This window comes from Persicitalea jodogahamensis (assembly GCF_014651615.1).
In the GTDB taxonomy this organism is placed as follows: Bacteria; Bacteroidota; Bacteroidia; order Cytophagales; family Spirosomataceae; genus Persicitalea; species Persicitalea jodogahamensis.
In genome coordinates this window covers 247,682-270,283 of the sequence record NZ_BMXF01000002.1, presented here as the reverse complement: position 1 = coordinate 270,283, position 22,602 = coordinate 247,682, and the positions used below count along the sequence as shown (strand labels likewise).

General features: G+C 52.6%; 16 protein-coding genes. 7 read left to right on the top strand and 9 right to left on the bottom strand.

Annotation, left to right across the window (positions count from 1 at the left end):
- Positions 1-16: 16 nt before the first annotated feature.
- From IE117_RS11230 to IE117_RS11205, 6 genes are all read right to left on the bottom strand, one after another.
- A complete protein-coding gene (locus IE117_RS11230; RefSeq protein ID WP_189564516.1) occupies positions 17-1,876 on the bottom strand; it encodes a RagB/SusD family nutrient uptake outer membrane protein in 1,860 nt (619 codons plus the stop codon).
- 19 nt (positions 1,877-1,895) lie between these two features.
- Positions 1,896-5,228: a SusC/RagA family TonB-linked outer membrane protein gene (locus IE117_RS11225; protein ID WP_229580745.1), complete on the bottom strand. Its 3,333-nt coding sequence runs from the start codon at positions 5,226-5,228 to the stop codon at positions 1,896-1,898.
- Positions 5,229-5,429: 201 nt separating this feature from the next.
- Positions 5,430-6,542 carry a FecR family protein gene (locus IE117_RS11220; protein ID WP_189564514.1) on the bottom strand — a complete coding sequence of 371 codons (1,113 nt, stop codon included), beginning with the start codon at positions 6,540-6,542 and terminating at the stop codon, positions 5,430-5,432.
- Positions 6,543-6,672: 130 nt separating this feature from the next.
- Complete coding sequence (locus tag IE117_RS11215; RefSeq protein WP_189564513.1) at positions 6,673-7,284, bottom strand: RNA polymerase sigma factor; 612 nt, start codon at positions 7,282-7,284, stop codon at positions 6,673-6,675.
- Between the two features lie 199 nt (positions 7,285-7,483).
- Positions 7,484-8,098 carry a DUF6134 family protein gene (locus IE117_RS11210; protein WP_189564512.1) on the bottom strand — a complete coding sequence of 205 codons (615 nt, stop codon included), beginning with the start codon at positions 8,096-8,098 and terminating at the stop codon, positions 7,484-7,486.
- A 426-nt stretch (positions 8,099-8,524) separates the two neighbouring features.
- Positions 8,525-9,478, bottom strand: a complete 954-nt coding sequence (locus IE117_RS11205; protein WP_229580743.1) for a fasciclin domain-containing protein — start codon at positions 9,476-9,478, stop codon at positions 8,525-8,527.
- A 276-nt stretch (positions 9,479-9,754) separates the two neighbouring features.
- Between IE117_RS11205 and IE117_RS11200 the strand changes: the two genes are divergently transcribed.
- On the top strand, positions 9,755-11,290 hold the full coding sequence (locus IE117_RS11200; protein WP_189564511.1) for an RtcB family protein: 1,536 nt from the start codon (positions 9,755-9,757) through the stop codon (positions 11,288-11,290).
- A 91-nt stretch (positions 11,291-11,381) separates the two neighbouring features.
- Here IE117_RS11200 and IE117_RS11195 read toward each other — a convergent pair whose 3' ends face one another.
- A complete protein-coding gene (locus IE117_RS11195) occupies positions 11,382-12,122 on the bottom strand; it encodes a DeoR/GlpR family DNA-binding transcription regulator (protein WP_189564510.1) in 741 nt (246 codons plus the stop codon).
- A 189-nt stretch (positions 12,123-12,311) separates the two neighbouring features.
- On the opposite strand from IE117_RS11195, the gene IE117_RS11190 reads away from it, so the two are divergent.
- Together IE117_RS11190 and IE117_RS11185 are read left to right on the top strand one after the other, a co-directional pair.
- A complete protein-coding gene (locus IE117_RS11190) occupies positions 12,312-15,470 on the top strand; it encodes a SusC/RagA family TonB-linked outer membrane protein (protein ID WP_189564509.1) in 3,159 nt (1,052 codons plus the stop codon).
- 68 nt (positions 15,471-15,538) lie between these two features.
- A complete protein-coding gene (locus tag IE117_RS11185) occupies positions 15,539-16,795 on the top strand; it encodes a RagB/SusD family nutrient uptake outer membrane protein (RefSeq protein ID WP_189564508.1) in 1,257 nt (418 codons plus the stop codon).
- Here IE117_RS11185 and IE117_RS11180 read toward each other — a convergent pair.
- Positions 16,788-16,979, bottom strand: a complete 192-nt coding sequence (locus IE117_RS11180) for a hypothetical protein (RefSeq protein WP_189564507.1) — start codon at positions 16,977-16,979, stop codon at positions 16,788-16,790. The two genes, IE117_RS11185 and IE117_RS11180, sit on opposite strands and share 8 nt — an antisense overlap.
- 105 nt (positions 16,980-17,084) lie before the next feature.
- Here IE117_RS11180 and IE117_RS11175 point away from each other — a divergent pair, with 105 nt between their 5' ends.
- Genes IE117_RS11175 through IE117_RS11165 form a run of 3 tightly spaced genes read left to right on the top strand, consistent with a single transcriptional unit; the run spans position 17,085 to position 19,792 of the window.
- Positions 17,085-17,579, top strand: coding sequence for an RNA polymerase sigma factor (locus IE117_RS11175; protein ID WP_189564506.1), 495 nt, complete (start codon positions 17,085-17,087; stop codon positions 17,577-17,579).
- Positions 17,580-17,590: 11 nt separating this feature from the next.
- Entirely contained in the window at positions 17,591-18,193 is a 603-nt protein-coding gene (locus IE117_RS11170) for a hypothetical protein (protein ID WP_189564505.1), read from the top strand.
- Between the two features lie 60 nt (positions 18,194-18,253).
- Entirely contained in the window at positions 18,254-19,792 is a 1,539-nt protein-coding gene (locus IE117_RS11165; RefSeq protein WP_229580740.1) for a serine hydrolase domain-containing protein, read from the top strand.
- Between the two features lie 9 nt (positions 19,793-19,801).
- On the opposite strand, the gene IE117_RS11160 is transcribed toward IE117_RS11165, so the two are convergent.
- Positions 19,802-21,391 (bottom strand): M81 family metallopeptidase, encoded by a 1,590-nt coding sequence (locus IE117_RS11160; RefSeq protein WP_189564503.1) that lies wholly within the window; start codon positions 21,389-21,391, stop codon positions 19,802-19,804.
- Between the two features lie 244 nt (positions 21,392-21,635).
- Between IE117_RS11160 and IE117_RS11155 the strand changes: the two genes are divergently transcribed.
- On the top strand, positions 21,636-22,601 hold the full coding sequence (locus tag IE117_RS11155; RefSeq protein WP_189564502.1) for a dihydrodipicolinate synthase family protein: 966 nt from the start codon (positions 21,636-21,638) through the stop codon (positions 22,599-22,601).
- Position 22,602 lies beyond the last annotated feature (1 nt).

Here is a 22,602-nt window from a genome sequence, read left to right as displayed (position 1 = left end):
TTTTAGTTGAGTTGCGTCAATACCCCGGGTTTTGGCTCATTTTCGGAAAGGACAAATCGATTTCACTTTGCGGGATGGGGCGCAGGTAGTGAATATCCGAAATCGACTGCCCGGTTTTCCACGGATTGTATTTTTTGACCCGCTCCACCAGCTTGCCCGTTCTTTTCAGATCGAACCAGCGGTCGTATTCGCCCATAAATTCACGGGCCTTCTCGTCCAGAATCATATCGATGGTGACGTTGCCCGCCGTGGCGCGATAGGGTGTCGTTTCCAGCGAACCCTGGTTTTCAGGGGCGGCGGCACGCAGTGGGGTGGCCCCTTTCTTGGCACCCAGGGCCCGATCCAGCACGCGATTGTAGTACACGTCGGCACCACCCAGTTTGCCTCCTTTGGCCCCTTTCACAATGGCCTCGGCGGCAATCAGGTACGCTTCGGCTGAACGGAAGATGATTTCGTTGAAAGTACCAAAGGCATCGCCATAAGGAATGCCAGGCTGCCAGAATTTCCACATCAGGGGCTGACCTACCTGAAAACCGGAGTTGATGATGGGGTATCCACCGCCGAATTCGCTGGTATTGACCACCGCGTATTTTTTGGTTCCACCCAAATCTACGCCCCTTTGCGCCAAGGTAGTAGCAGGTTTGTTCCAGGGGCGCCAGTACACCACGGTATCGCCCTGCGCAATGTTGATCGTGAGGCTCGGATTGGTGATGGGTAACGGTTTGAAATTGTTGACCGCCTGCAGGGCATAGCCTACTTCTACAAAGTTATGATCGTAGCGCAGGTCGATGTCCGGATCGAACATCCGGTAGGCTGCTGCTGTGGGATTATGCTCGCTCAGGTTGCGGTTGTAGTCGGAAGTACGTCCCTTGGTGCCGGGCAGGCTTTCGCCGCTGGCACCGAATTTGGAATGCAGGTCATTTCCCCCCGCCGGGTCCTGCGCGAAGGCCGGATCCGTTTTGTTAGTGAGTACGTCCGAATTGTACTGTACGGAAAACACAATTTCCGCATTTTTGTCATTCTGTGCGCCCGTGTATTGTTTCAGGGGGTTTTCAGATCGCTTGGGGAACAAATCGCTATAATTGGCGGCCAAAGGGTAGGCATCGATGATCTTGTCGGCGTATTGCAGAGCCATATCAAAATCAGCGTTTGATCCGCCCAGAGCGTTGTTGAAGTTCCAGCCGCGGGTCAGGTACACGCGGGCCAGCAGAAACTGAGCCGCACCTTTGGTAACCCGGCCATAGTTGGTGGCAGTTGCCGGCAGCTTGGCTTCACACTCCGTCAGGTCGGTGATGATTTGCTTGTACACCGTAGCCGAAGGTACCCTGGGAAAATCTTTGCCGGGACTGGTGACCTCAGCCAGCGGCATGGGAATGTCGCCCCAGTGCTGCACGGCGTAGAACAGGCATAGCGCCCGCAAGAACTTGGCCTCCGAAACCCGGGCATCTTTGAGCGCCGCGGCCATGGTGGTGATCGCGGGAGCGCGGGAAACAACGGTGTTGGTCCGGGCTATTTCGGCGTACAGCTGTTGCCAAAGGCTTTGCAATGAACCCATTCCGGCGTTGAATCGCGCATCGTACACATCCGACACGCTGGGTTGGGTGATGGTGCCGTTGGCGGCAGGATTCCAGCCGGTACGATCGGTAAACACATCCGTGCCGTTCAGCGCCAGAATCCGATTCTGATGAATGGTACGCAGGAGGGGGTAACAGGATTTCACCAGATCCTCAAAACCCGCTTCGGTTTTGTAGTAGGAATCAGTGGTGAGGGTCGAAACCGGTTTTTCAACCAGAAAGTCATCTTTGCAACTGGTTTGAACGAAAACGAGCAGAGCGGCTATCCAGAAACTATGGGGCTTGAATACTATTTTTTTCATGGGATTCGGTTTTGATCGTTTAGAAACTAATGTTGACTCCGAGCGAAACGGTCATGGAAGGCACGTCGTCCTGGTAGATATTGGAGTTGAACTCAGGATCGAATCCAACGTATTTCGTCAGAATGACCGGGTTTATCACCTGGGCGTACACCCGGGCTGCCGATAGCTTCCACCTGTCCATCAAGCCTCTGGGCAGCGTGTAGCCCATCGTCACGTCCGACAGTCGCAAAAAACTGGCATCCTGGTAGTTGATGGCGTTGCGGTAGGGGTTGGAGGCCACTACCCCGAAGTAGGTGTTGGATGGATTGTCGCTGCGCCAGTAATCCAGCTCGGCCAATTTGTTGTAGCGGGTGCCACCTATCTCCCCAAAAGTACCCGACAGCGTGCCGTTGTAGTATTGCGTGCCGTTGCGGTAATAGAGCAGGAACGACAGGTCGAAGTTTTTATACTTCAAACGGTTCGTCAGACCTACCAAAAAGTTGGGTAGCTGCGACCCTAACACTACGCGATCGTCGATGGCATCAGTTGACGAAATGATTCCGTCATTGTTCTGGTCCACTACCTTCACCGAGCCGGGTACCTGCTTGTACTTGGTAGCCTCATCTTTTTCAGAAGTTTGCCAGATGCCGTCGAACTCGTAATCGAAATTGGACTTGACGGGATACCCTACGAAGAGTTTGTTCCCCTTATCCACCGTCTGTCCGTCGCCGTACAGTTCCAGAATCTGGTTCCGGTTGCGGGTAAACGTCAGGGCAGTGCTCCAGGAAAAATCAGGTGTGGAGACATTGACGGTATTCAGCGAAAGCTCTATTCCCTTATTTTCGATCTGACCTACATTGGACGTAACCTGCGAAAAGCCGGAGGCCGTGGGCAGTTTCTGGTTCAGAATCAAGTCCTCCGTTTTCCGGTTATAGACTTCAATAGAGCTGGAAATCCGGTTATTGAAGAACCCGAAGTCCAGACCAAAATTCAGCTCTTTACTCCGCTCCCAGCGCAGATTTTTGTTGGCCAGGTTGGCCGGAGCAAAACCGTAAGCCGCCGTACCATCAAAATCATAGCCCGTATTGAGCAGTCCTGCCTGTGTGCTGTAAGGACTAACGCCTGCATTGCCCACCTGCCCGTAGCTTACGCGCAGTTTCAGGTTCGAAAACAGGTTGAGGTCACTGATGAAAGGCTCATCGATCATGCGCCAAGCAAAGGCCACCGATGGAAAAAACGCCCATTTGTTGCCCTCGGAAAGCTGAGAGGCACCGTCGGAGCGGCCCGTCAGGGTAAGCAGGTACCTGTCCTTGAAGGAGTAGTTCAACCGACCCATGAACGACAGGATGGAACGCTCCACCAGCGAACTCGAAACGCTGTTGATCGTCCCGGTGTTCAGCGCATACCAGTCCGAATCATAAGGCAGGTCGATGACGGCAACGGTGTAGGCCTCGTTGCGCTGATAGAACGCACTCTGCAAACCTGTGAAATTGATCCTGTGAGCGCCGGCACCCACTTCGTAGTTCAGGATATTGTCCAGCGTGTAGCTGCCCAGAGTACGGTTGTCGTATTGGGCCCGTGGCTTTCTACCAATCTGGGACTTGGTCCAGGTACCCCGGAAATCGCCCTCCCGTTCGGTGTTGTAAATAGCCGAGAGCGACGAGCGAATGCTGAGGCCTTTGACGGGAATGTACTCCACGTAGGTATTGCTCATGATGGTCGAGGCCGTGGTCTGCAGCTTGGAGTACTCCGGCTTAATGTCCGACAGCGGGTTAGGTACCTGCTTGTCGTTGATACCCATCCAGAACGCATAACCATCGATGTTGAAGTCAGAGTTTTCGGAAGGGTTGGCCAGATCATCGAAATACACCGTACCCGTGGGTCGGGCCCGGTAGGCATTGCGCAGCGACTCGCGCGAGCCCAGATTCTGATTGGAGTACGTGAGGTAAGCCGTAAAACCTACCTTGAAGTGTTCACCAAGCTTGCTGTCCAGCCCGGCGTTCAGGTTGTATCGCTTAAAGTCCGTGTATTTCACGTTGCCGTCTTCGTTCAGAAAACCACCCGAAAAGCGGTAGGTAGTTTTCTCGGTACCGCCCGTCACGCTGATGTTCTGGCTCGTTTGCAGGCCGGGCTCGGTAATCAGGTCGGCCCAATCGGCCGTTCTGCCCGCTTCAATATTGGCCAGCTCCGCCGATGTAAACGTTGCCCCGGTCAAGCCCTCGAGCAGGCGGTCCGTGTAGGTCGCTTTGTAAAACTGCTCGCTGCTCATCAGCTTGGGAATGTGGGCGGGAATCTTCACGCCCACGTAGCTGTCGTAGCTTACTCTTGGTTTGCCGGACAATCCTTTTTTAGTGGTAATGATAATCACGCCGTTGGCCCCCCTTGACCCGTAGATAGCCGTCGAGGAGGCGTCTTTGAGAATATCCATGGACTGAATGTCATTGGGATTGAGGTTGTTAATATTTCCTCCCATCAATCCGTCGATTACCACCAGCGGCTCGGTGGAATTATTGATCGTGTTTTCGCCCCGGATCGTGATACTATACCCCACGCCGGGCCGGTTGTTTTGCTTGGTGACAGTCAACCCGGCTACCTGTCCCTGCAGGGCTTTGGAAGCCATCACCGGATTGGCCCTGACAATGTCCCGCGTCTGAATGGATCCCACGGCACCCGTCAGGTCGCTCTTTTCCACAGAACCGTAGCCCACTACTACTACTTCGTTGAGGGCATTTTCGTCGGGCTTCAGTTGAAGTGATATCGTGCTCTGGTTGCCGACGGTGATCTCCTGCTTCAGATAGCCGACAAAGCTGAATATCAATACGGCCTCATCGTTAGGGACATCTACCTCAAACGCCCCATTGGCGTCAGTCGTGGTGCCGCGCTGGGTGTTCTTGATTACTACGCTCACGCCCGGAAGAGGAACATTCTTATCGTCCGAAACCGTCCCCCTGACCATTCGCTTGGGAGCGATCGCCTCGATCGGAAGCTCCGTACTGACACTGGACTGCGCATTGTCACGTTTCAGGAGAATACGCTTGTTGATCACTTCGTAGGTGACCTGCTGAGGGGCAAGTACCGTGTTCAGAATGTTCGACAAAGCTTCTTCCTCAAATTTCAGATTGTAGCGTCGCTGCGAACCAAAAATCTGAGGGTTGTACATAAACTTCACATTCGTAACCTTCTCCAGTTTGTCGAGAATCTGAATGACTCCCGCATTGGTTAACTGGATAGTTACTTTTTGTTCGAGAACCTTTTGGGCATTCACGCGGTGCGCCTGCGCAAAGGAGACGAACATGATTGCCAGGATCGCTTGATACAGACTTATACGCATAATTTTCTGTAAAGCAGTTTGATAGTGTAGGCGTTTTCGCATAGTTTTACATTTTGTCGGATGAGAAAATCTTGGCAAAAAACTTCTGAGCCGCGTAGCGGAGAGCGTTGTGAGAATTCGCATTCAGGAGCTTTCTGAAGTCAGTGGTGTTGGCGCACTGCTGACTTTTTTGTTTAAAAAGGTTTTGAAAAGGGTTTATTCATAGGCAAGCACTGGTTGTAGAGGTTAGGGGTTGTTCGGAGGCTAGCATCCATGGCTGGAAATAACAATTTGCCCATCTATCTGCTGGTAGTTGGCGCTGATGGTTCGGGTGATGAGGTCCAGCTTTTCAAACAAGGGCTCGTCCGCAAATGAGCCCGTCAGGTAGCAGTTTTTCATGAGCTCTTTATCATACACTATTTCAATTCCGTAGGCTTTTTCCAAAGCCCCGAATACATCTTCAATAGGCGTCGCCTTGAAAGTAAAGGTCAGTTGCTGGGGGGTGCTTTCCAGTACTTCGGGTTGCGCCACCAGACTGCGGGAAAACTGATTTTCGTCAGCCAGAAAAACAAGTTTCTGATTGGGTTTAAGAATAATCTCGTTTCCTGTTTCAGGGGCTTTTGTGCGCTCAGACAGCGCTCTGCCATTGTTCTTGAATACCGATACCCGTCCGGTCACTACCTCAACCTGTACCTGATCGCCGCCAGGGCTGGCTTTAACGGCGAAGCTGGTGCCAAGCACTTTTGTAACCACCGTATTAGCATATACGAAGAAAGGTTTCGCTGGATTTTTGACAACATCAAAGAAGCCTTCACCCGCCAGGTAAACTACCCTCTGATCCCCGGCAAATTCTTTTTGATAACTTACCTTGCTTCCCGGTTGAAGCACAATGGTACTTTCATCAGGCAACGCCAGGGTATGGGGTAGTTTGTCGGTATTGACATACTCGACAAGCTGGTCTTCCGCATTTTCAACCAACTCAGCATACGTGAGGGCAATAGGTCCGGCCGGGGTACTTTGCGTCAGCCACCAAGCCAGGCTGACCACCCCTATGAGCGATGCCGCCGCCCAGATCCAACGACTCCGGCCCGGCCAGAGAGAAACCTCCCGGCTGTTCGTTTCGGCGGATGGCTCGTCCAGCCGCTGCGCGAGGCGGTGTAATTCATCCCGGATTTCAAACTCTGTGATCTGATCGAAAGTATCCCCGACGGCCTCAAGAAGAAGTTCCGCCTTTGCAACATCATTCTGCTTATGAGGATGCAACTCGATCCACTCTGTCCAGAAACGGGCATCTTCGGCGTCGCCATCCAGCTTCCAGCTTCTGAAAGACCGATCGGCGGCCAAATCCTCGGGACGGTACTTAGTATAATCGAACATAGAAAAAATAGGACATGCTTATTTTTTCTGAAGGATGTGAAAAGTACCCTCCAATACTCTTTTGTAAAGAAGTTTTTTGATAAAAAAGAGAGAATAAATTCTATCTATCTAACTATCAGTGCAATAAATATTATAAGCCGATCAGGAAAATAGTAGTGATGAAGTAGTGGAGCTTGTCGAAAGATAAGCGGAGATTGAGGATGGCTTTGTGAAGAAGATTCGCCACCGATTGCCGGTTCACGACCATCAATTCAGCAATCTGCTCGTTGTCGAGTCCCTGATAATATTTTAGAAAGACAGCCTCTTTTTGCCGTTTAGGCAAGCCGGAAATTGCTTCGATCACCTTGCTTTTTTCTTCGGAGACTGCTTCTTCGAAGATCAGTGCTTTCTCGATGGTAAAATCATCGGATTGGTCGTGCAGCGTAGCGTCAATGGAAACGATCTTGGTTTTGGTGTCCCTGAAAGACAGGTACAGGTTATTCCGAACGGAGCGTAACAGGTAAATCGTAAGATGCTGGATTTGGAACGTCTCCCTTTTTTCCCAGAGGTGAATGAACAGGTCCTGCAAAGTATCCTTGATCAGTTCCCGGTTGGTCGTGAAGTTGGTACCGTAGTTAAAAAGTACCTGATAGTGTGCCTCCACCAACTCACAGAAAGCCCCCTTGTCTCCGGCAACCGACTGCTGCCAGAGAGCAATGTAGTGTTCATTTTGATCGGGCCGGATGTAGTGATCCTTCAGCATCTATCGGTTTTTCAAGGAGGGGTATCACATAGGGTAAGTCAGTGCAACAAAGATTCGGAAGGGTAGTACAGTCAGGTACCCGAACCTGAAATCCAAGCGGGAGATCCTAGTACGATATTTTCACCATCAGATACTATACCAAAGACGAACAGGCCCGGGCTCTACCCTGATTCCCCGAAATCCCGAGGCAGGTAGGTGGCTACCTCGCCACGCTATCCGGCCGGATACGGAATATCAGGTTGAGGCCAGCAATCTGGGACTTGACCTCCCGGCATTGGCCTTGTGAATAGTGGTAGAGGGTCTTTTTGCCGTCAGGCATCATTACTTCATAAGCTCCGGTGGCTACCTTCTGCACCGAACACATTTTTCCGTAGCGGTCGGAGTAAATCTGTTTCATGTTCAGGGGTTCCCGGTAGTACAGGCTAGTCACGGTGTAGTTGATGGGGTGAGGTATCTGGGTGGTTTCCGTGGCGGCGGAATTACCCTCGGCAAAAGTCACCCGATAGTTGCCGGTAGTCTGGACGGTATTGGTTTTTTCTTTCAGCTTGCCATTCACTTCCTGGCTCGACATGGACGTTTTCAGCACGCCATTCTCAAACCGGTTTTCACTCACATACACCACGTCGTACAGAAAAGTGTCGATTGCACCCCTCACCCGAAAATGATCAGCGCCATCGCCCGAACGGGGAGGCGTAATCGTCAATTCGCCCACGGAGCGCCCGGCAAGTAAAATATCGTAAACGACGGATTGCGAGGAGGCGGGCGGATGAAGGAGTACCAACCCAAAAGCCAAAGTAATAATCAGTTTTTTCACAAATTTTTTCAGGTTGATATTTTCTCCAAATTGATCTTGCCGGGGCAAAACTACCCGCCATCATGCCGGGATGGTCCAGGCGGTCAAAAAATGATCAACCTTTTGCCCATGCGTAGTTCCTTGAAACGAAGCAAGGCCAAACGTAGTACAAATCCTCGTTTATAGCCCGTTTTGATGGAAAATACTACGTGAATAAATGGTGCAGGAAAAATCCTTCCATCCAAGGGCGCCACGAATGTTCTCATTTTTCCTTCACACCTACATAGCTAAAGACCGGAACCTTGTACCTGCAAACTGTCATGGTTCCAAATGAAAATCAACCTTGCCGAAAGATTGTGCAATCACCCGCCCACTCGCCAATCAAAAAAGGGGGCGCGCCACCTGGCACGCCCCCCTTTTGGTAAAAGAACTCTCATTGCCCGCAAATCAGGGCAGCAACACGCGGTCGATCACGTGAACCACGCCATTGGTGGCAAGCATGTTAGCGCTCGTCACCGAAGCCGCGTTAGTTCCGTTGCCCGCACCAGTAATGGTCACCCCGGTTCCAACGTCCACTTTTACGGGCGTCGTGGCGGCAGTTGCTACATCACCCGTAGTCAGATTGGTAGAGAAAACGCGCCCCGGTACCACGTGGTAGAGCAGGATGCTCGTCAGCGTAGCCGGATCGGCTGCCGCCAGTGAAGCTTCGGTAGGGAAGCCTGCATCGATAAAAGCCTGATTGGTAGGCGCAAATACGGTAAAGGCACTACCCGGGGAAGAGAGCGCATCGACCACAACCTGGCTACTGGCCGCAGCCCGGGTGACGGCAGCCACCAGATAAGAAAAATCAGAATTCCCCTGCGCAATTTCCAGGAGGCTTCGGGTGGGTGGCATAAGTACCCGGTCAATTACGTGGATTACGCCATTGGCCGCGTCGACATCGGCCGCTATCACCATTGCACCATTTACCGATACGCCTCCGGCGTTCTTCGTAATGTACAGATTCTGTCCGCCCAAAGTACCCACTTCCTGATCAGCAGCCGTTGCGATGGCGCTCGACTCGACCGTAGAATTCAGTACATGGTATTCCAGAATACTTTTAAGCGTAGCCTCAGGCAGGGCATTCACGGCAGCAACGTCGGGAATTCCAGACGCAATAAAGGCGGCATCATTCGGCGCGAAAACCGTCAGAGTACCTGCATCCAGCGCATCGGCCAATCCCGCACGGGTGACAGCCGCCCTGAGAATCGTGAAATCGTTGTTCATAACTACGATGTCCGTGATGGACTGCGGCTCGACCGTATTATCATCGTCGTTTTTACAAGCAGCAACCATACCGACCAACACACCTACCATCATTAGTTTCGTTGCATAGCGCACGAAAAATTTCACACGTTTCATAATCAGTAAAATTTAAGGTTTATACTAAATATTGGAAGTGCATATAACCGAAGCGGATAACCATTGTTTTCAGTTTTGTTTATTTTTTTTTAAAAAAGATTAAACAATCTTACGGTTACTAAAAGGACTCGCTTCAGCTCAACCTCCTTGCATCTTGTGTCCACCATGTAAGCAGGGGCAAAAAACCTCTCTCAATATTCTGATGTACTGCCACTTATCGCTAGTTGTGATTATTCAAGCAAAAAATCGTTTATTCTGAAAATAAAGAACCCAACCATGGAAACTACCCCGATCACCATTGACGATATTCAGATCCTGGGGCCCATTCCCGCTGAACTGCATCCCGCTTTTCTGCGGGTGGCCAATGGCCTGACGCAGCGGGCCAAATACCCCAAAGAAAATGTGCTTGCCCTGCTGGCGCAGATGCTGCAGAATCCTAAGAAATACGCCTATTCCAAAAACAAGGTCACCAATCTGGCCCGGGCGGTTTACGACCTTGGCAAACAGGGCATCGCCATCCCGCTGAGCGAAGCCGGGGCCGCCTATCTGCCGCCGGAGCCACCGTCCTACCCGGTTCACGCCGGGGGGAAGCAGGAAGCCATGAACTTTGAGCTGCGGGCCGAGCGACTACCCTACGCCATTTTTGGCCGAGAGCATATCGAAGTGGGTGCCTTGCAGCAGATGGAAACAGCCGCGAGTCTGCCCATTGCGGTGGCCGGGGCGCTCATGCCCGATGCGCATCAGGGTTATGGCCTCCCCATTGGCGGGGTACTAGCCACGGAACCGAACACCGTGATTCCGTTTGCCGTGGGCGTCGACATCGCCTGCCGGATGTGCCTGTCAATTTTCGATCTGTCGCCGGATTTCCTAAAGCGCGAGCCGCACCTGCTGAAAAAGACGCTGGTCGAGAAAACCAAGTTCGGGATGGGTGGCGAAGTACGCGACAAGTTCGACGAGAGCGTGATGGATTTGCCCGAGTGGCAGGCAACCAAGGTAATCCGCGACCTGAAAGACAAGGCCTACCGGCAATTGGGTACTTCCGGCACGGGCAACCATTTTGCGGAGTGGGGCATCGTGGACACCTATGCCGCAGCCGACATCAATGGCATGAAACTACCTCCCGGCCAGTACATGGCCCTGCTCACACATTCGGGTTCGCGGGGTTTTGGCGGGAATGTGGCCAATTATTATTCGAAGCTGGCCATGCAGAAAACCCGTCTGCCCAAGCAGGCTGCCCACCTGGCCTGGCTCGACCTGAATACCGAAGAAGGTCAGGAGTACTGGATTGCGATGAATCTGGCGGGCGAATATGCCTCGGCCAATCACCACGAAATCCACAGCAAAATAGCCAAAGCCCTGCGCGAAAAACCGCTGCTGATGATCGAGAACCACCACAACTTTGCCTGGAAAGAGCAGTTGGCCGATGGTCGGGAGGTGATGGTGCACCGCAAGGGCGCTACCCCCGCCGGCCCCGGCGTGCTGGGCATCATCCCCGGCTCGATGACCAAGCCCGGTTTTGTGGTACGCGGTCGGGGTCAGGCCGATTCTCTCAATTCGGCGTCACACGGAGCCGGGCGGCTGATGTCGCGAACGCAGGCTTTAAAAACCATCACCCAATCGCAGCTGAACAAGGCTTTGCAGGAAGCAGACATTCAGCTCATTGGCGGCGATCTGGACGAAGCCCCGATGGTGTATAAAGACATCGAAACCGTGATCGGAGCGCAAAGCGAATTAGTGGAAGTACTGGCAAAGTTTACGCCCAAGATTGTGAGGATGGCCGATGCGAATCGGAAGGAGGGGCGGGAGGATTGAGGGGGTCGGGCACAAATGATAAATTGCCAGACATTGTAGTTTACAGAACACAGAATTAGCCCATTCCTGTTTTTTGCAAACTACTTTCTCATCAAAGTACCTCACATGATTTTGCGTAGTCCTGCAAAGCCTCGTGGGCGGGGGGTAGTTCGGTAATCAGGTAATCCAGCCCATTCATCGGGCTGATATGGAACCGCTCCACGGAGCCCAGTTTTTCCGAAATCGTCACCACCGCTACACGTTCCGAGGACTTGATCATGGCCTTTTTGACCTGCACCGACTCATAGTCCGAATCCGAAATACCCGCCTCCGCGTCGATTGCATTCGTACCCAGAATACATAAGTCGGCCCGTACGTCAGCCAGGTTCATGATGGTATCGCCCCCCGTGCAGAAGCGGGTGTGCCGCGAAACTTTTCCGCCCAGCAGAATCACCTCGTAGTTGGTGTAGTTGAGCAGCTCGGTGGCGGAAGCAAGGTTCACCGTGATAAATATGAGCCGCAGGTCCCTGGGGACTATTTTGAGAATTTCCCGCACGGTGGTACCTCCGCCGACCATGATGTACATCCCTTCCTCGAACAGACTGACTGCCTTGGCGGCAATGATGGCTTTTTCCTGCCGGGCGTATATTTCTCCCTGCGTATCCTGGTAGAGGGTATTGGACAGTGCCCCCCCATGTACTTTGAGGATTTTCCCGTCGCCCGCCAATTCGTGCAGGTCGCGCCGCACGGTATCTTCCGACACCGCGAGCTTCGTACAGAGATCCGCAGAAAGTACCTTGTTGTGCCGGTTGATTTGCTGGAGTATGTATTCCTGACGCTCTTTTTTAAGCATAATATGTTCCGCTTTTTTACCTGTTTGTGCATGTATCTTTTATAAAAGCAGCATAAACCTACATTTTTAATTGCATATAGCGTAATAAACATTTGATTTTTGCGGTTATTTACTCACTTTTGTTAAAAAATGCAGGTTTGTGCAGGTTTTCTGCGTCCATCTTACTCTCATCCTAATTTTATTATTTTCATGATCGAAAGTTTAGCCCATTTTAAACCCGGTCTGCTGCGTGTATCAGCGGGTTTGCTGCTGATGCTGCTCGTGGCTTCGGCCGCTTTCTCCCAGCAGGCGTCCTATGTTATCAAAGGCAAAGTGAAGGATGCCGACGGCCCCATCCCCGGTGCGACCGTCAGTATCAACCAAACTACCCTCGGCACCATTACAGGTGCCGACGGAAACTACACGCTGGGCGTCAGCCTTCCGCCAGCTACCTACACGATCAGCTTTGCGTCGATCGGCTACGCTACGGTTCAGAAAACCGTGACGCTGAACAGCCAAACCGAAATTTCGCTGGATGCTACCCTGAACAGTGATGTCCTGAATCTGGACGAACTGGTCGTGACCGGTTCCACGGTGCGCGAGTCGCGCCGGCAACTGGGCAATGCCATCAACACGGTAAAAGCGGACGCGATCCAGAAGTCGGGCTCCAACAATTTGCTGGGTGCCCTGCAGGGCAAAATTCCCGGTGCCCAAATCACTCAGAACTCGGGCGATCCGGCGGGCGGAATTTCCATCCGGTTGCGCGGGGTAAAGTCCATTCAGGGTAGTTCGGACCCGCTGTACGTAATCGACGGCGTGATCGTGAGCAACAACACCGTGAACGTATCGCAAACCGCCGTTCAGAATCAGATCGGCTCTACGGCGCAGGCCGGTACCAACCGCCTGGCCGACATCAATCCCAACGATATTGAAAGCATTAACGTGGTCAACGGGGCTGCTGCTGCCGCCCAGTATGGCTCACGCGCGGCCAACGGTGTGGTGATTATCACTACCAAGCGGGGCAAATCGGGCGTGCCCAGAATCAACTTTACCACGAGCTTCAATGTCAACGAACTTCGGAAAAAAGTACCCATCACTACCTACGGCAAGCAGTTTGGCTACCCCGGACTGCGCCTGCACACCATAGCCGGAGTATCGGCCGCCGCGGCCACCGCCAACAACGCTACGACCATCGGCGTCAACCGTAACGGTGAAGCCAATACTATGCTGGCCAGCAATCTGGTGGATGTGACGCGCTACGACTATCAGGATAACATTTTCCGCACGGGTGTTGGTACCGATAATAACCTGTCGGTCAGTGGCGGCAATGACCGGACCACCTACCTTCTGTCGGTGAATTATGCCAAGAATCAGGGAATTATAGTAGGCACTGATTTCCAGCGCTACGGGCTGCGTACGCGGGTCGATCAACGGCTGGCTTCCTGGGCGAAAGTATCGGTAGGGCTAAGCTATACCAATAGCGCATCCAATGAGAAGGCCAACGGAAACGTATTCTACAGCCCGATCAACTCTATCAATATCACCAACAATATCTACGACATTACCAAGCGCGATGCCAACGGCAGCCTGCTGGCCGTAGAACCTACCCGCGTGAATCCGCTGACTACCGTGGAGGCCATGCAGTTCAGCGCGACCGTCAACCGGACCATCAACGATGTACAGCTGAATCTCACGCCCCTCAAAGGCCTGACCGTAGATGCCATCCTGGGTGTGGATACCTACTCGCAGGTAGGTAGAAACCTGATTCCGCCCTACCCGTATCAGGCGGCAGCCGGCTTGCCGCTGGAGCGCTACCCCTTCGGATTTGCCTCGACGGTTACCAATGCAGCTACTTTCTACAACATGGACCTGAACGTCGGCTATGAGAAGGATCTGGCGCCGGAGCTTAAATTGAACCTTCTGGCCGGTGCCAGCTACCAGTACAGCAGCTCCAACCTATTGCGGGCCAGCGGCGAGTCTCTGGCGCCCTTCATCGAAACGCTCAACGGCGGCTCCACGATCTCGGCGGGTTACGGTTTGGATCGGTACAGCTTGAACGGACAATTTGTGCAGGCAACTCTCGGATTCCGGAATATCGCCTTCCTGACCGGGGCCATCCGGCGCGACCGCAGCTCCAAGTTTTCGGCTTCCGAATCCAACCAGTACTACCCCAAGGTTTCAGCCAGTTTTGTGGCCTCTGACCTGGAAGGCTGGAAAAATGGTAGCATCGGTAAGGTGGTCAGTACCCTCAAACTACGTGGCTCCTACGGACAGGCCGGTAACCTGACGGGTATCGGTTCTTACGACCGTTTCTGGCAGTACAATCCGGTGGCTTACCTCGGAAAAAACACCATCGTTCCGAGCCCGCAGCTGGCTAACCCCGCGGTGCGTCCCGAACGAATGAAGGAGCTGGAATTTGGCGCGGATGCTTCATTCCTGAACGATAAAATCGGTCTGACTTTCTCGGCTTATCAACAGCAAATAACCGACCTCGTTGTCAACCGGGTACTTGCCGCTTCGGCGGGTGGCACGAGCATCGTGAATAACACCGGGGAAATGTCAAATAAAGGTATCGAAATCGGCCTGAACGCTACTCCGGTCCGCACCAAGGATCTCAGCTGGGATGTCACGGTACTTTTCAACCGCAACAGCAACAAGATCGAAAAGCTGGGTACGCCGCTGGTGGCCGTCAACAACGTGGCCGGTGCGCCCGTGTTTCTGGTAGAGGGACAGCCCGCGTCGCTCTTCTACGGCGTTCCCTACGCCCGCAACGAGCAGGGCGACCTGATTCTGAATTCGCAGGGCTTTCCCCAGCGCGAGCAGGGTACCCAAACCGGGGCGACCTTTGAACCCAAGCGCACCTCAGAAGGACAGCCTACCGGTGGCTTCGTGAACGGCATCATTGGCAATCCTAATCCCAAATGGACGGGTTCGTTTGTCAGCCAGCTGAATTACAAGCGTTTTGGTTTCCGCTTCCTGCTGGATGCCGTACAGGGTGTCGATGTGTTCAATGCCGACTTCCGTACCCGTCAGGGAGTGGGAGTTGGGGAAATAGCCGAAAAAGAATTGAAAGGCGAGCTGCCCCGAGGCTATATTTTTGCCAACTACCTGATCGAAGAATGGCGGATCGACAATGGCTCTTACGTAAAACTGCGCGAACTGGCTCTGACTTATCAGCTGCCCAAATTCCTGGGAATCAACTCTTCGGCCCTTTCGCTGATTGGCCGTAACCTGTACTCCTGGGATCACTACCGGGGCTACGATCCCGAAACCAACGCGGGTGGCAACAGCGACCTGATGCGTGGGGTGGATTTTGGCAATGTACCCATCCCCCGCAGCTATCAGGTACAATGGACGCTTTCGTTCTAATCGCAACAAACGTCATCAAGTCATACATCAGTAAGAACCGGGAATTTCCCATAAGATATTTCAAGAAAATGAAAAGAAAACTCATATACAGCATAGGGCTGGCCCTTTCATTGGGTATGTCGTCCTGCGAGCAGGAGTACCTCAATCCAGGCTCAGCCAGTCAGGGACAGGTAGTCAACGACCAGAATGGTCTGCTGGCGATGGTCAACGGTCTGCAGCAGCAATACACCATTTCGCGGGCCGGAGCCATGTACAGTGGACTGACCGCCAACGGACTCACTACCAAGGAACTCATCAACCTGAACGTAGGAAACACCGACGAGGCTAACTTACAGACGGGTACCACGGCCGTGCAGGGCAACAACTCCCTGGTGACCAACCTCTGGAATAAGAGCAATATCGTGAAGTCCAATGCGGACATTATTCTGGCCAACATTGCCGCCGCCAAAGACCCGTCGGTAAACGCTCAGATTCTGGCCAATACTCATTTTTACCGGGCACTGGCCCTGGGTACTCTGGCTACTTTCTGGGAAAAAGCCCCCATCGCGGTGGGTGAGAATGCTACCTTTTCCAGTCGGGAAGATGTGCTCAAGGAAGCACTTGCTTCCATTGGGGCCGGTCTCACGGCCGCGGCCATCAACGCGACCAGCACCGTGGGTGGGATTGACATCAAAAATTCGCTGCTGGCTTTGCAGGCGCGCTACAACCTGATGCTGGGCAACTACGATGCGGCGTATAATGCGGCCAATCAGGTAGACCTGACCAAAAAATCAGCGTTCCTTTTTGATGATGTGTCACGCAATCCGTTGTTCGAGACCAGCTTCAGCAACCGCAACGTGGCCGAGCCCGTCGCCGATTTCGGTTTACCCGCCAGTCTGGCACCGCCCGCCAACGACGGACGCCGGGCGTTTTACTACAACATGACAACGGGCCTCAATGCCGGACGCGCCAGCTTCTTTACCGCCAGCAGCGCGGCAGTACCCGTGTACCTTCCCGGCGAAATGCTGCTGATCAAGGCCGAAGCCAAAGCCCGGCAGGGTAGTCTTAACGAAGCCGTCACTGAACTGAATAAAGTACTTACCAAGCAAACGGACGTCTGGGGTATCGGGGCCAACTTGCCCCCTTACTCTGGTCCCATGACACAGGCAGCGATACTGACCGAAATCTACCGTCAGCGTTCCATCGAGCTTTTCCTTTCGGGGCTTCGGATTGAGGACAGCCGCCGTTTTGGCCGTCCGGCCAGCGAGCGCACCCGCGATTTTTATCCTTACCCCCTCGCGGAGCGCAATAACAACACAAGCACGCCCGCCGACCCGGCTAAGTAGGCTTCAATTCTGAAAAAAAACGCCCCGCCAGAAAACCGGCGGGGCGTTTTTTTTTGATTTTAAACCAGAATACTTCAAGTGGGCCAGGCTCGATAAGTGGGTCATGCCCGATACGTAATTCGCGAACTGCAAATCGGGACTCTGGTACACTTTCCAAATAGAGACTGCTTTTGGGGTCTTCCATTTGTTTCCTATTTTCTTCAAAAAAAATCTCCCATTCCTGTGACAGATTAGATTCGGCTGCGAATAATAGGGCAAAAACGTACTTGAAACGATACTTACTTATACGTTGGAAGACACAGCAGAACACGAACAATTTGGAACCTACCTCGAAGGGTATAAAAAACTCATTGTCAAAGTGGCGGGTGCCTACTGTTCGGATTATGAAGATCGGAAGGATTTGATTCAGGAAATCATTCTGCACTTGTGGAGGGCTTTTCCAAAGTACGATGGTACTTCGGCGCTCTCAACCTGGACGTACCGCATCGCCCTGAACGTATCTATTTCGTACCTCCGAAAAGAAACCGCCCGGAAGCGGAGAGAGGAGTACTACCAGCAGCAGCGCGATATTCTGGAATGGAGCAACCCGGCGATGGACGAACGGCTTGAACAACTCTACCGGATCATTGACCAACTCAGGCCGCTGGACAAGGCACTGATTATCCTGAGCCTGGAAGGCTGCAGGAACACCGAAATCGCGGACATAATGGGGATATCGCCAACCAACGTCTCCACCAAATTGTATCGAATCAAGGAGCATCTAAAATCAATTGTTACCACTTAAAATTTACGAAAATGGAATTTCAGGAATTAGCCACGTTATGGAACACGACCGATCAGGAGCTTACTACCCAAATCGAAATAAAGAAAAAACTATTGAAGGAGGTGGGGGTGCAGAAGGTCAGGACTCGCCTCGCCGGAATCAAATGGACCGCATACTTTGAGCTGGCCGTGAATCTGGCTTTTCTTACGTTTATTGGCCGATACGTGATGGATACCTTTACGGAAATAAAATTTTTCCTGCCGGGATTTTTGCTGTTTGCGTTGACTATTGCCAGTGTCCTTTTCAGTGGCTACCAGCTCTCACTCTACTACGGGATCCGGGCTGGGCACCCGGTGGTAAAAACCCAATTGAAAGTGGCCCGGTTGCGGTACCTGGAACTCCTGGAAACAAACCTTTTACTGGTGGTGATCCCGCTGTTTTTTGCCCCGTTTATGATCGTAATGGCCAACGCACTAGCCCATTACGATCTTTATCGGCACAGCGACTGGCTGATATACAGTACGCTGGGAAGCGTGGTCATTGCCTTGATTATTGTATTTTTTCTGAGGAAATTTCCCAATGAGCGTTTGCAGGAAGCTCAATCGTTTCTGAATGAATTAAAAGAAGAAGAGTAGTGAATGTACTTACGGCATCTCTCGCTATATTCGAAAGCAGAAACCTACCCTCCCTCCATTGTGAAAAACCTAATACTGTCACTTGTCTTGCTTGGAAGTACCGCCCTCGTTGCGCCCGCCCGCGCGCAGTCGTATCAGCCACCCGTTTTTACGGATGAAGCCCGTATAAACAAGATTGAGGCATTATTCCCGGTAATTGACCAGCTTTTTGAAGAGTATGGTGATAAAAACCATTTTCCGGGCTATACCTACGGGCTGGTTGTCGACGGAAAACTGGTACATACGAATAGCAAAGGTGTTGCGAACGTGGATAAAAAAACGCCCGCAACTACCCAATCCCTGTTTCGGGTAGCGTCCATGAGCAAGAGTTTCACGACGATGGCGATCCTGCAACTTCGGGATGCGGGCAAGCTCAGCCTCGACGACCGGGCCGACACCTACATCCCGGAAATGAAAAGTCTCAAACTACTCACTACCGATTCGCCGCCCATTACTTTGCGCCACCTGATGACCCACGCGGCGGGTTTTCCGGAAGACAATCCCTGGGGTGACCGCCAGCTGGATGCGACCAATCAGGAATTACTGACGTTGATCAAAAGTCAAGTGTCGTTTTCCAACGCGCCGGGCGTAACCTATGAATACAGCAATCTGGGCGTGACGTTGCTGGGGTACATCATCGAAAAAGTATCCGGGAAGTCCTATCAGCAATACATCACCGAGAACATTCTGCTGCCTTTGGGTATGACCCACTCGAAATGGGAGTATTCCGAAGTACCTGCAGCCCAACTGGCCCTGGGTTACCAATGGAACGAGGGTACCTGGACATCCGTACCTTTGCTCCACGACGGGGCCTATGGCGCCATGGGCGGTTTGATTTCCTCCATCGAAGACTACGCAAAATACATGGCCTTCCACATGGCTGCCTGGCCGCCCCGCGACGAAACGGATAACGGTCCGCTGCAACGGAGTTCGCTACGGGAAATGCACCATCCCTGGAACATCAGCGGAATGAATCCGGATTTCACTTACCCGAGTGGTCGTCACTGTGGTATCGTGTCGGCCTACTGCTACGGATTGGGCTGGCTGCGCGACTGTGAGGGGCGCGAGTACGTGGGCCATAGCGGTGGTTTGCCGGGCTTTGGCAGCAACTGGCGATTTTTGCCCGAGTACGGCATCGGCATTGTTTCGTTTGCCAATCGTACCTACGCGCCCATGACGCCCATCAATTTGCAGGTACTTGATACGCTCATCGTGAAGGCCGGATTGAAACCCCGCCAACTACCCGCCTCTGCAATTTTGGTGCAGCGGCAAAAAGAACTTACCCAACTCCTGCCCGACTTTAAAAATGCCGAAAGCACCGGACTATTTGCCGATAATTTTTTCGATGATTATTCAATCGATGCCGTGACAAAGGAAACCAAAGCTCTTTTTGAAAAAGCCGGAAGAATAACACAAGTGAAAGCAATCGTCCCCGAAAACCAGTTGCGGGGTACTTATATCCTCGAAGGAGAAAAGGCCGATCTGGCGGTAACGCTTACGCTTTCTCCGGAAAATAAGCCCCTGATTCAATCATATCGGATACAGGAGGTTGAAAAATGATCTACGAGATCAAAGCGTATCCGACGAAGGTACCAGTTTGGCTTTCAGGTCAGGCTCTTTCATGTCTTTATCCAGCGGAAACATTGGGCGTTTGATACGCTTGTAGTCGAGCCGTTCCAGATCCTGATCCACGCCGCCAGGTGTGAGCGCCAGAATCCAGTCGGCCCGCATATCGTATAGTTCTGGCACCAGATACCCGATTTTTACGACCACGATGTCGGCTTTCCGGGGATCGAGTCCCAGCCTTGTAAAGTCAGATTCCAGATGGTACGGCTTGCGTTTTTTCGTGACAATTACATGCACGCTCCCAACCCTTACAACTACCTCGACTTCTGCGTTGACGTCACCTGATTCAATCGACTCCACAACGCCTGCGATTCGTACCGGAGGCGCGTAGCGGGCATCTACTTTGGCCCCGGCAGTACCGTCCACTTTTCCACCCACGCCAGCAGCGATAGCCTTTTCAACCAATTCAGGACCGGGAATGGAGGCGTAAATGAGGGAAGGGCCGTCTTGCGTTTTAAATTCGGGGCGAGCCAGAATTTCTTTCAGCGTCCAGGTGACATCGCCCGCTCCCCCGGCGGTAGGATTATCGCCGGAATCACTAATCAAAAAGGGATGCTTGTCGCTCGCCACGGCTTTGTCGAGGCTTTCCTGCAAAGTACCCGTGGGCGCCACGAATACGAAATTTTTGCGGGCATCCCAGAAACTCTTCGCCAGCCGCTCGGCGGTCTGCGTTACTTTCGCTTTGTCGTCGCCCGTCACCATCACCACGGCGTGGTTGCGCGGCTCGTCGGCCCAGGCGTAGCCTACCCAAATCGCCGCATCGAGTATTCCTGCTTGCTCGGTAGCGGGGGCTACTGCCTCATAAATACTTTTGGCGGGCTCGATTCGGGTACTCGTTTTTTCGCCCGGCAACAGGATCGGTACCGGAATCCAGGCTTTGTAGGCGGGCTTACCTTTGCCACTTTCGATTCTTGCCAGCAGGTTTTCCACGGCCCGTTGCTTGGTTTCCATGGCATCCTCGTGGGGAGCCATGCGGTAGCAGGTAATCAAATCCGTGTTTTCGGCCAGCCGCCACGATACATTTCCGTGCAGGTCCATTGAGGTGGAAATAATGACTTTCTTGCCCAGTACTTCCCGGATTCTAACAATAAAATCTCCTTCGGGATCATCCAGCCCCACGACGCTCATGGCCCCGTGAATATCGAAGAAAAGTCCGTCGTACGGGCCATTCTTGGCGAGAGATTCAAGTGTTTTTTTAACGAGCGATTCGTACGCTTCCCGGGTTACGGCTCCACCGGGAATGGCTTTTCCCACCACCGTCGGAAACCAGGTCGCCCTTTGCCGAATGGATGAGCCAGCCGATAAAAACGGGTAAGAAGAAAAAACCTCGGTTCCGTATTTGGCGTGAAAGGCTTCTTCCTGGGTAAGCGCCGGAGAAAAGGTACTTGACTCGATCGCCAGCCCGGCGATGGCGATGCGCGGAAGGGCAGCCAGGCGTTCCCCTTTTTGATTTTTGGCGGGAGAAGTCGCCCCGCTCGGGGTTGTGAGTAAAGCAAAAAGACCGGCGATTAACAGGAAAAATGTACGTTTCATATAAAAAAATTTAGTCATCGGGGAATTCAATAGTTAGCTAAGAAAGAATAGCCTTTTGATTTAAAAGTAAGTAAAAAGTACCAATAGGTGGAGTAAAAACGAACTTTCCTTTTGCTTCTGACCTGGACACCCCCGATTGCCCGAAATCTGTCATTCTCCGTACTATCATCAGTCAGGCACCAAAGTACCATTTCCTTGGGCTTGCTGTACGATCCTAATCTTTCAAAAAAGAACTATTCTAAAAATGAATCCATCCTCTAATTCTATCAACTCTTTACCCCGTGGTTTTATACCCGTGATGATCACGCCATTTCTGGAATCCGGTCAGGTCGATTACGATTGTCTGTCCCAACTGACGGAATTTTATCTGGAAGCGGGCGCCGCCGGACTGTTTGCCAACTGTCTGTCCAGCGAAATGTACGAACTGACCGAAGAGGAACGCTTAGCGGTGACCCGCCGGGTAGTTGAAACGGCAGCAGGCCGGGTTCCCGTTGTAGCTACGGGTACTTTTGGCGGCCCGCTGGCCGAACAGGCAGACTTCATCAAGCGTATTCATGATACCGGTGTGCAGGCGGTCATCGTCATCACAAGTCTGCTGGCAAAACCCGACGAGAGCGACGAGGTATTTATGGAACGCATGCATCAGCTACTGGATCTGACGGACGGTGTTCCGCTAGGATTTTACGAATGCCCTGTCCCCTACAAGCGCCTCATCGACAGCAAAATGCTGGCCTACTTGCTACCCACGGGGCGAATTGTGTACCACAAAGACACCTGTCTGGACGCGGAGGAAGTGGCTCGCCGCCTGAAAGTAGCCGAAGGCTACCAGTTCGGCCTGTACGATGCCTATATGGTCAATGCCGTTTCGTCGCTGAAAGCCGGAGCGGCTGGCCTATCCTGCATTCAGGGCAATCACTTCCCGGAACTCGTCGTTTGGCTTTGTGACAATTATGGTAATACCGAACGACAGGAAGAAGTGGCCAAAGTACAGCAGTTCTTCGACGATTGCATGGATTTGGCCCATACTGCCTACCCGACTCTGGCCAAATACAGTTTACAAAAGCGCGGGCTGCCCATGTCGCTTTACACCCGGCGGCAGGTGGAGCCGCTTACGCCGGCGGTGACCGATGCCATGGACGATTTGCTGGCGGCAGCGGCACGACTTTCGGATGAATTGGCCGTCGTCCCGGTATCCCGGCTGGCCGTTTGAC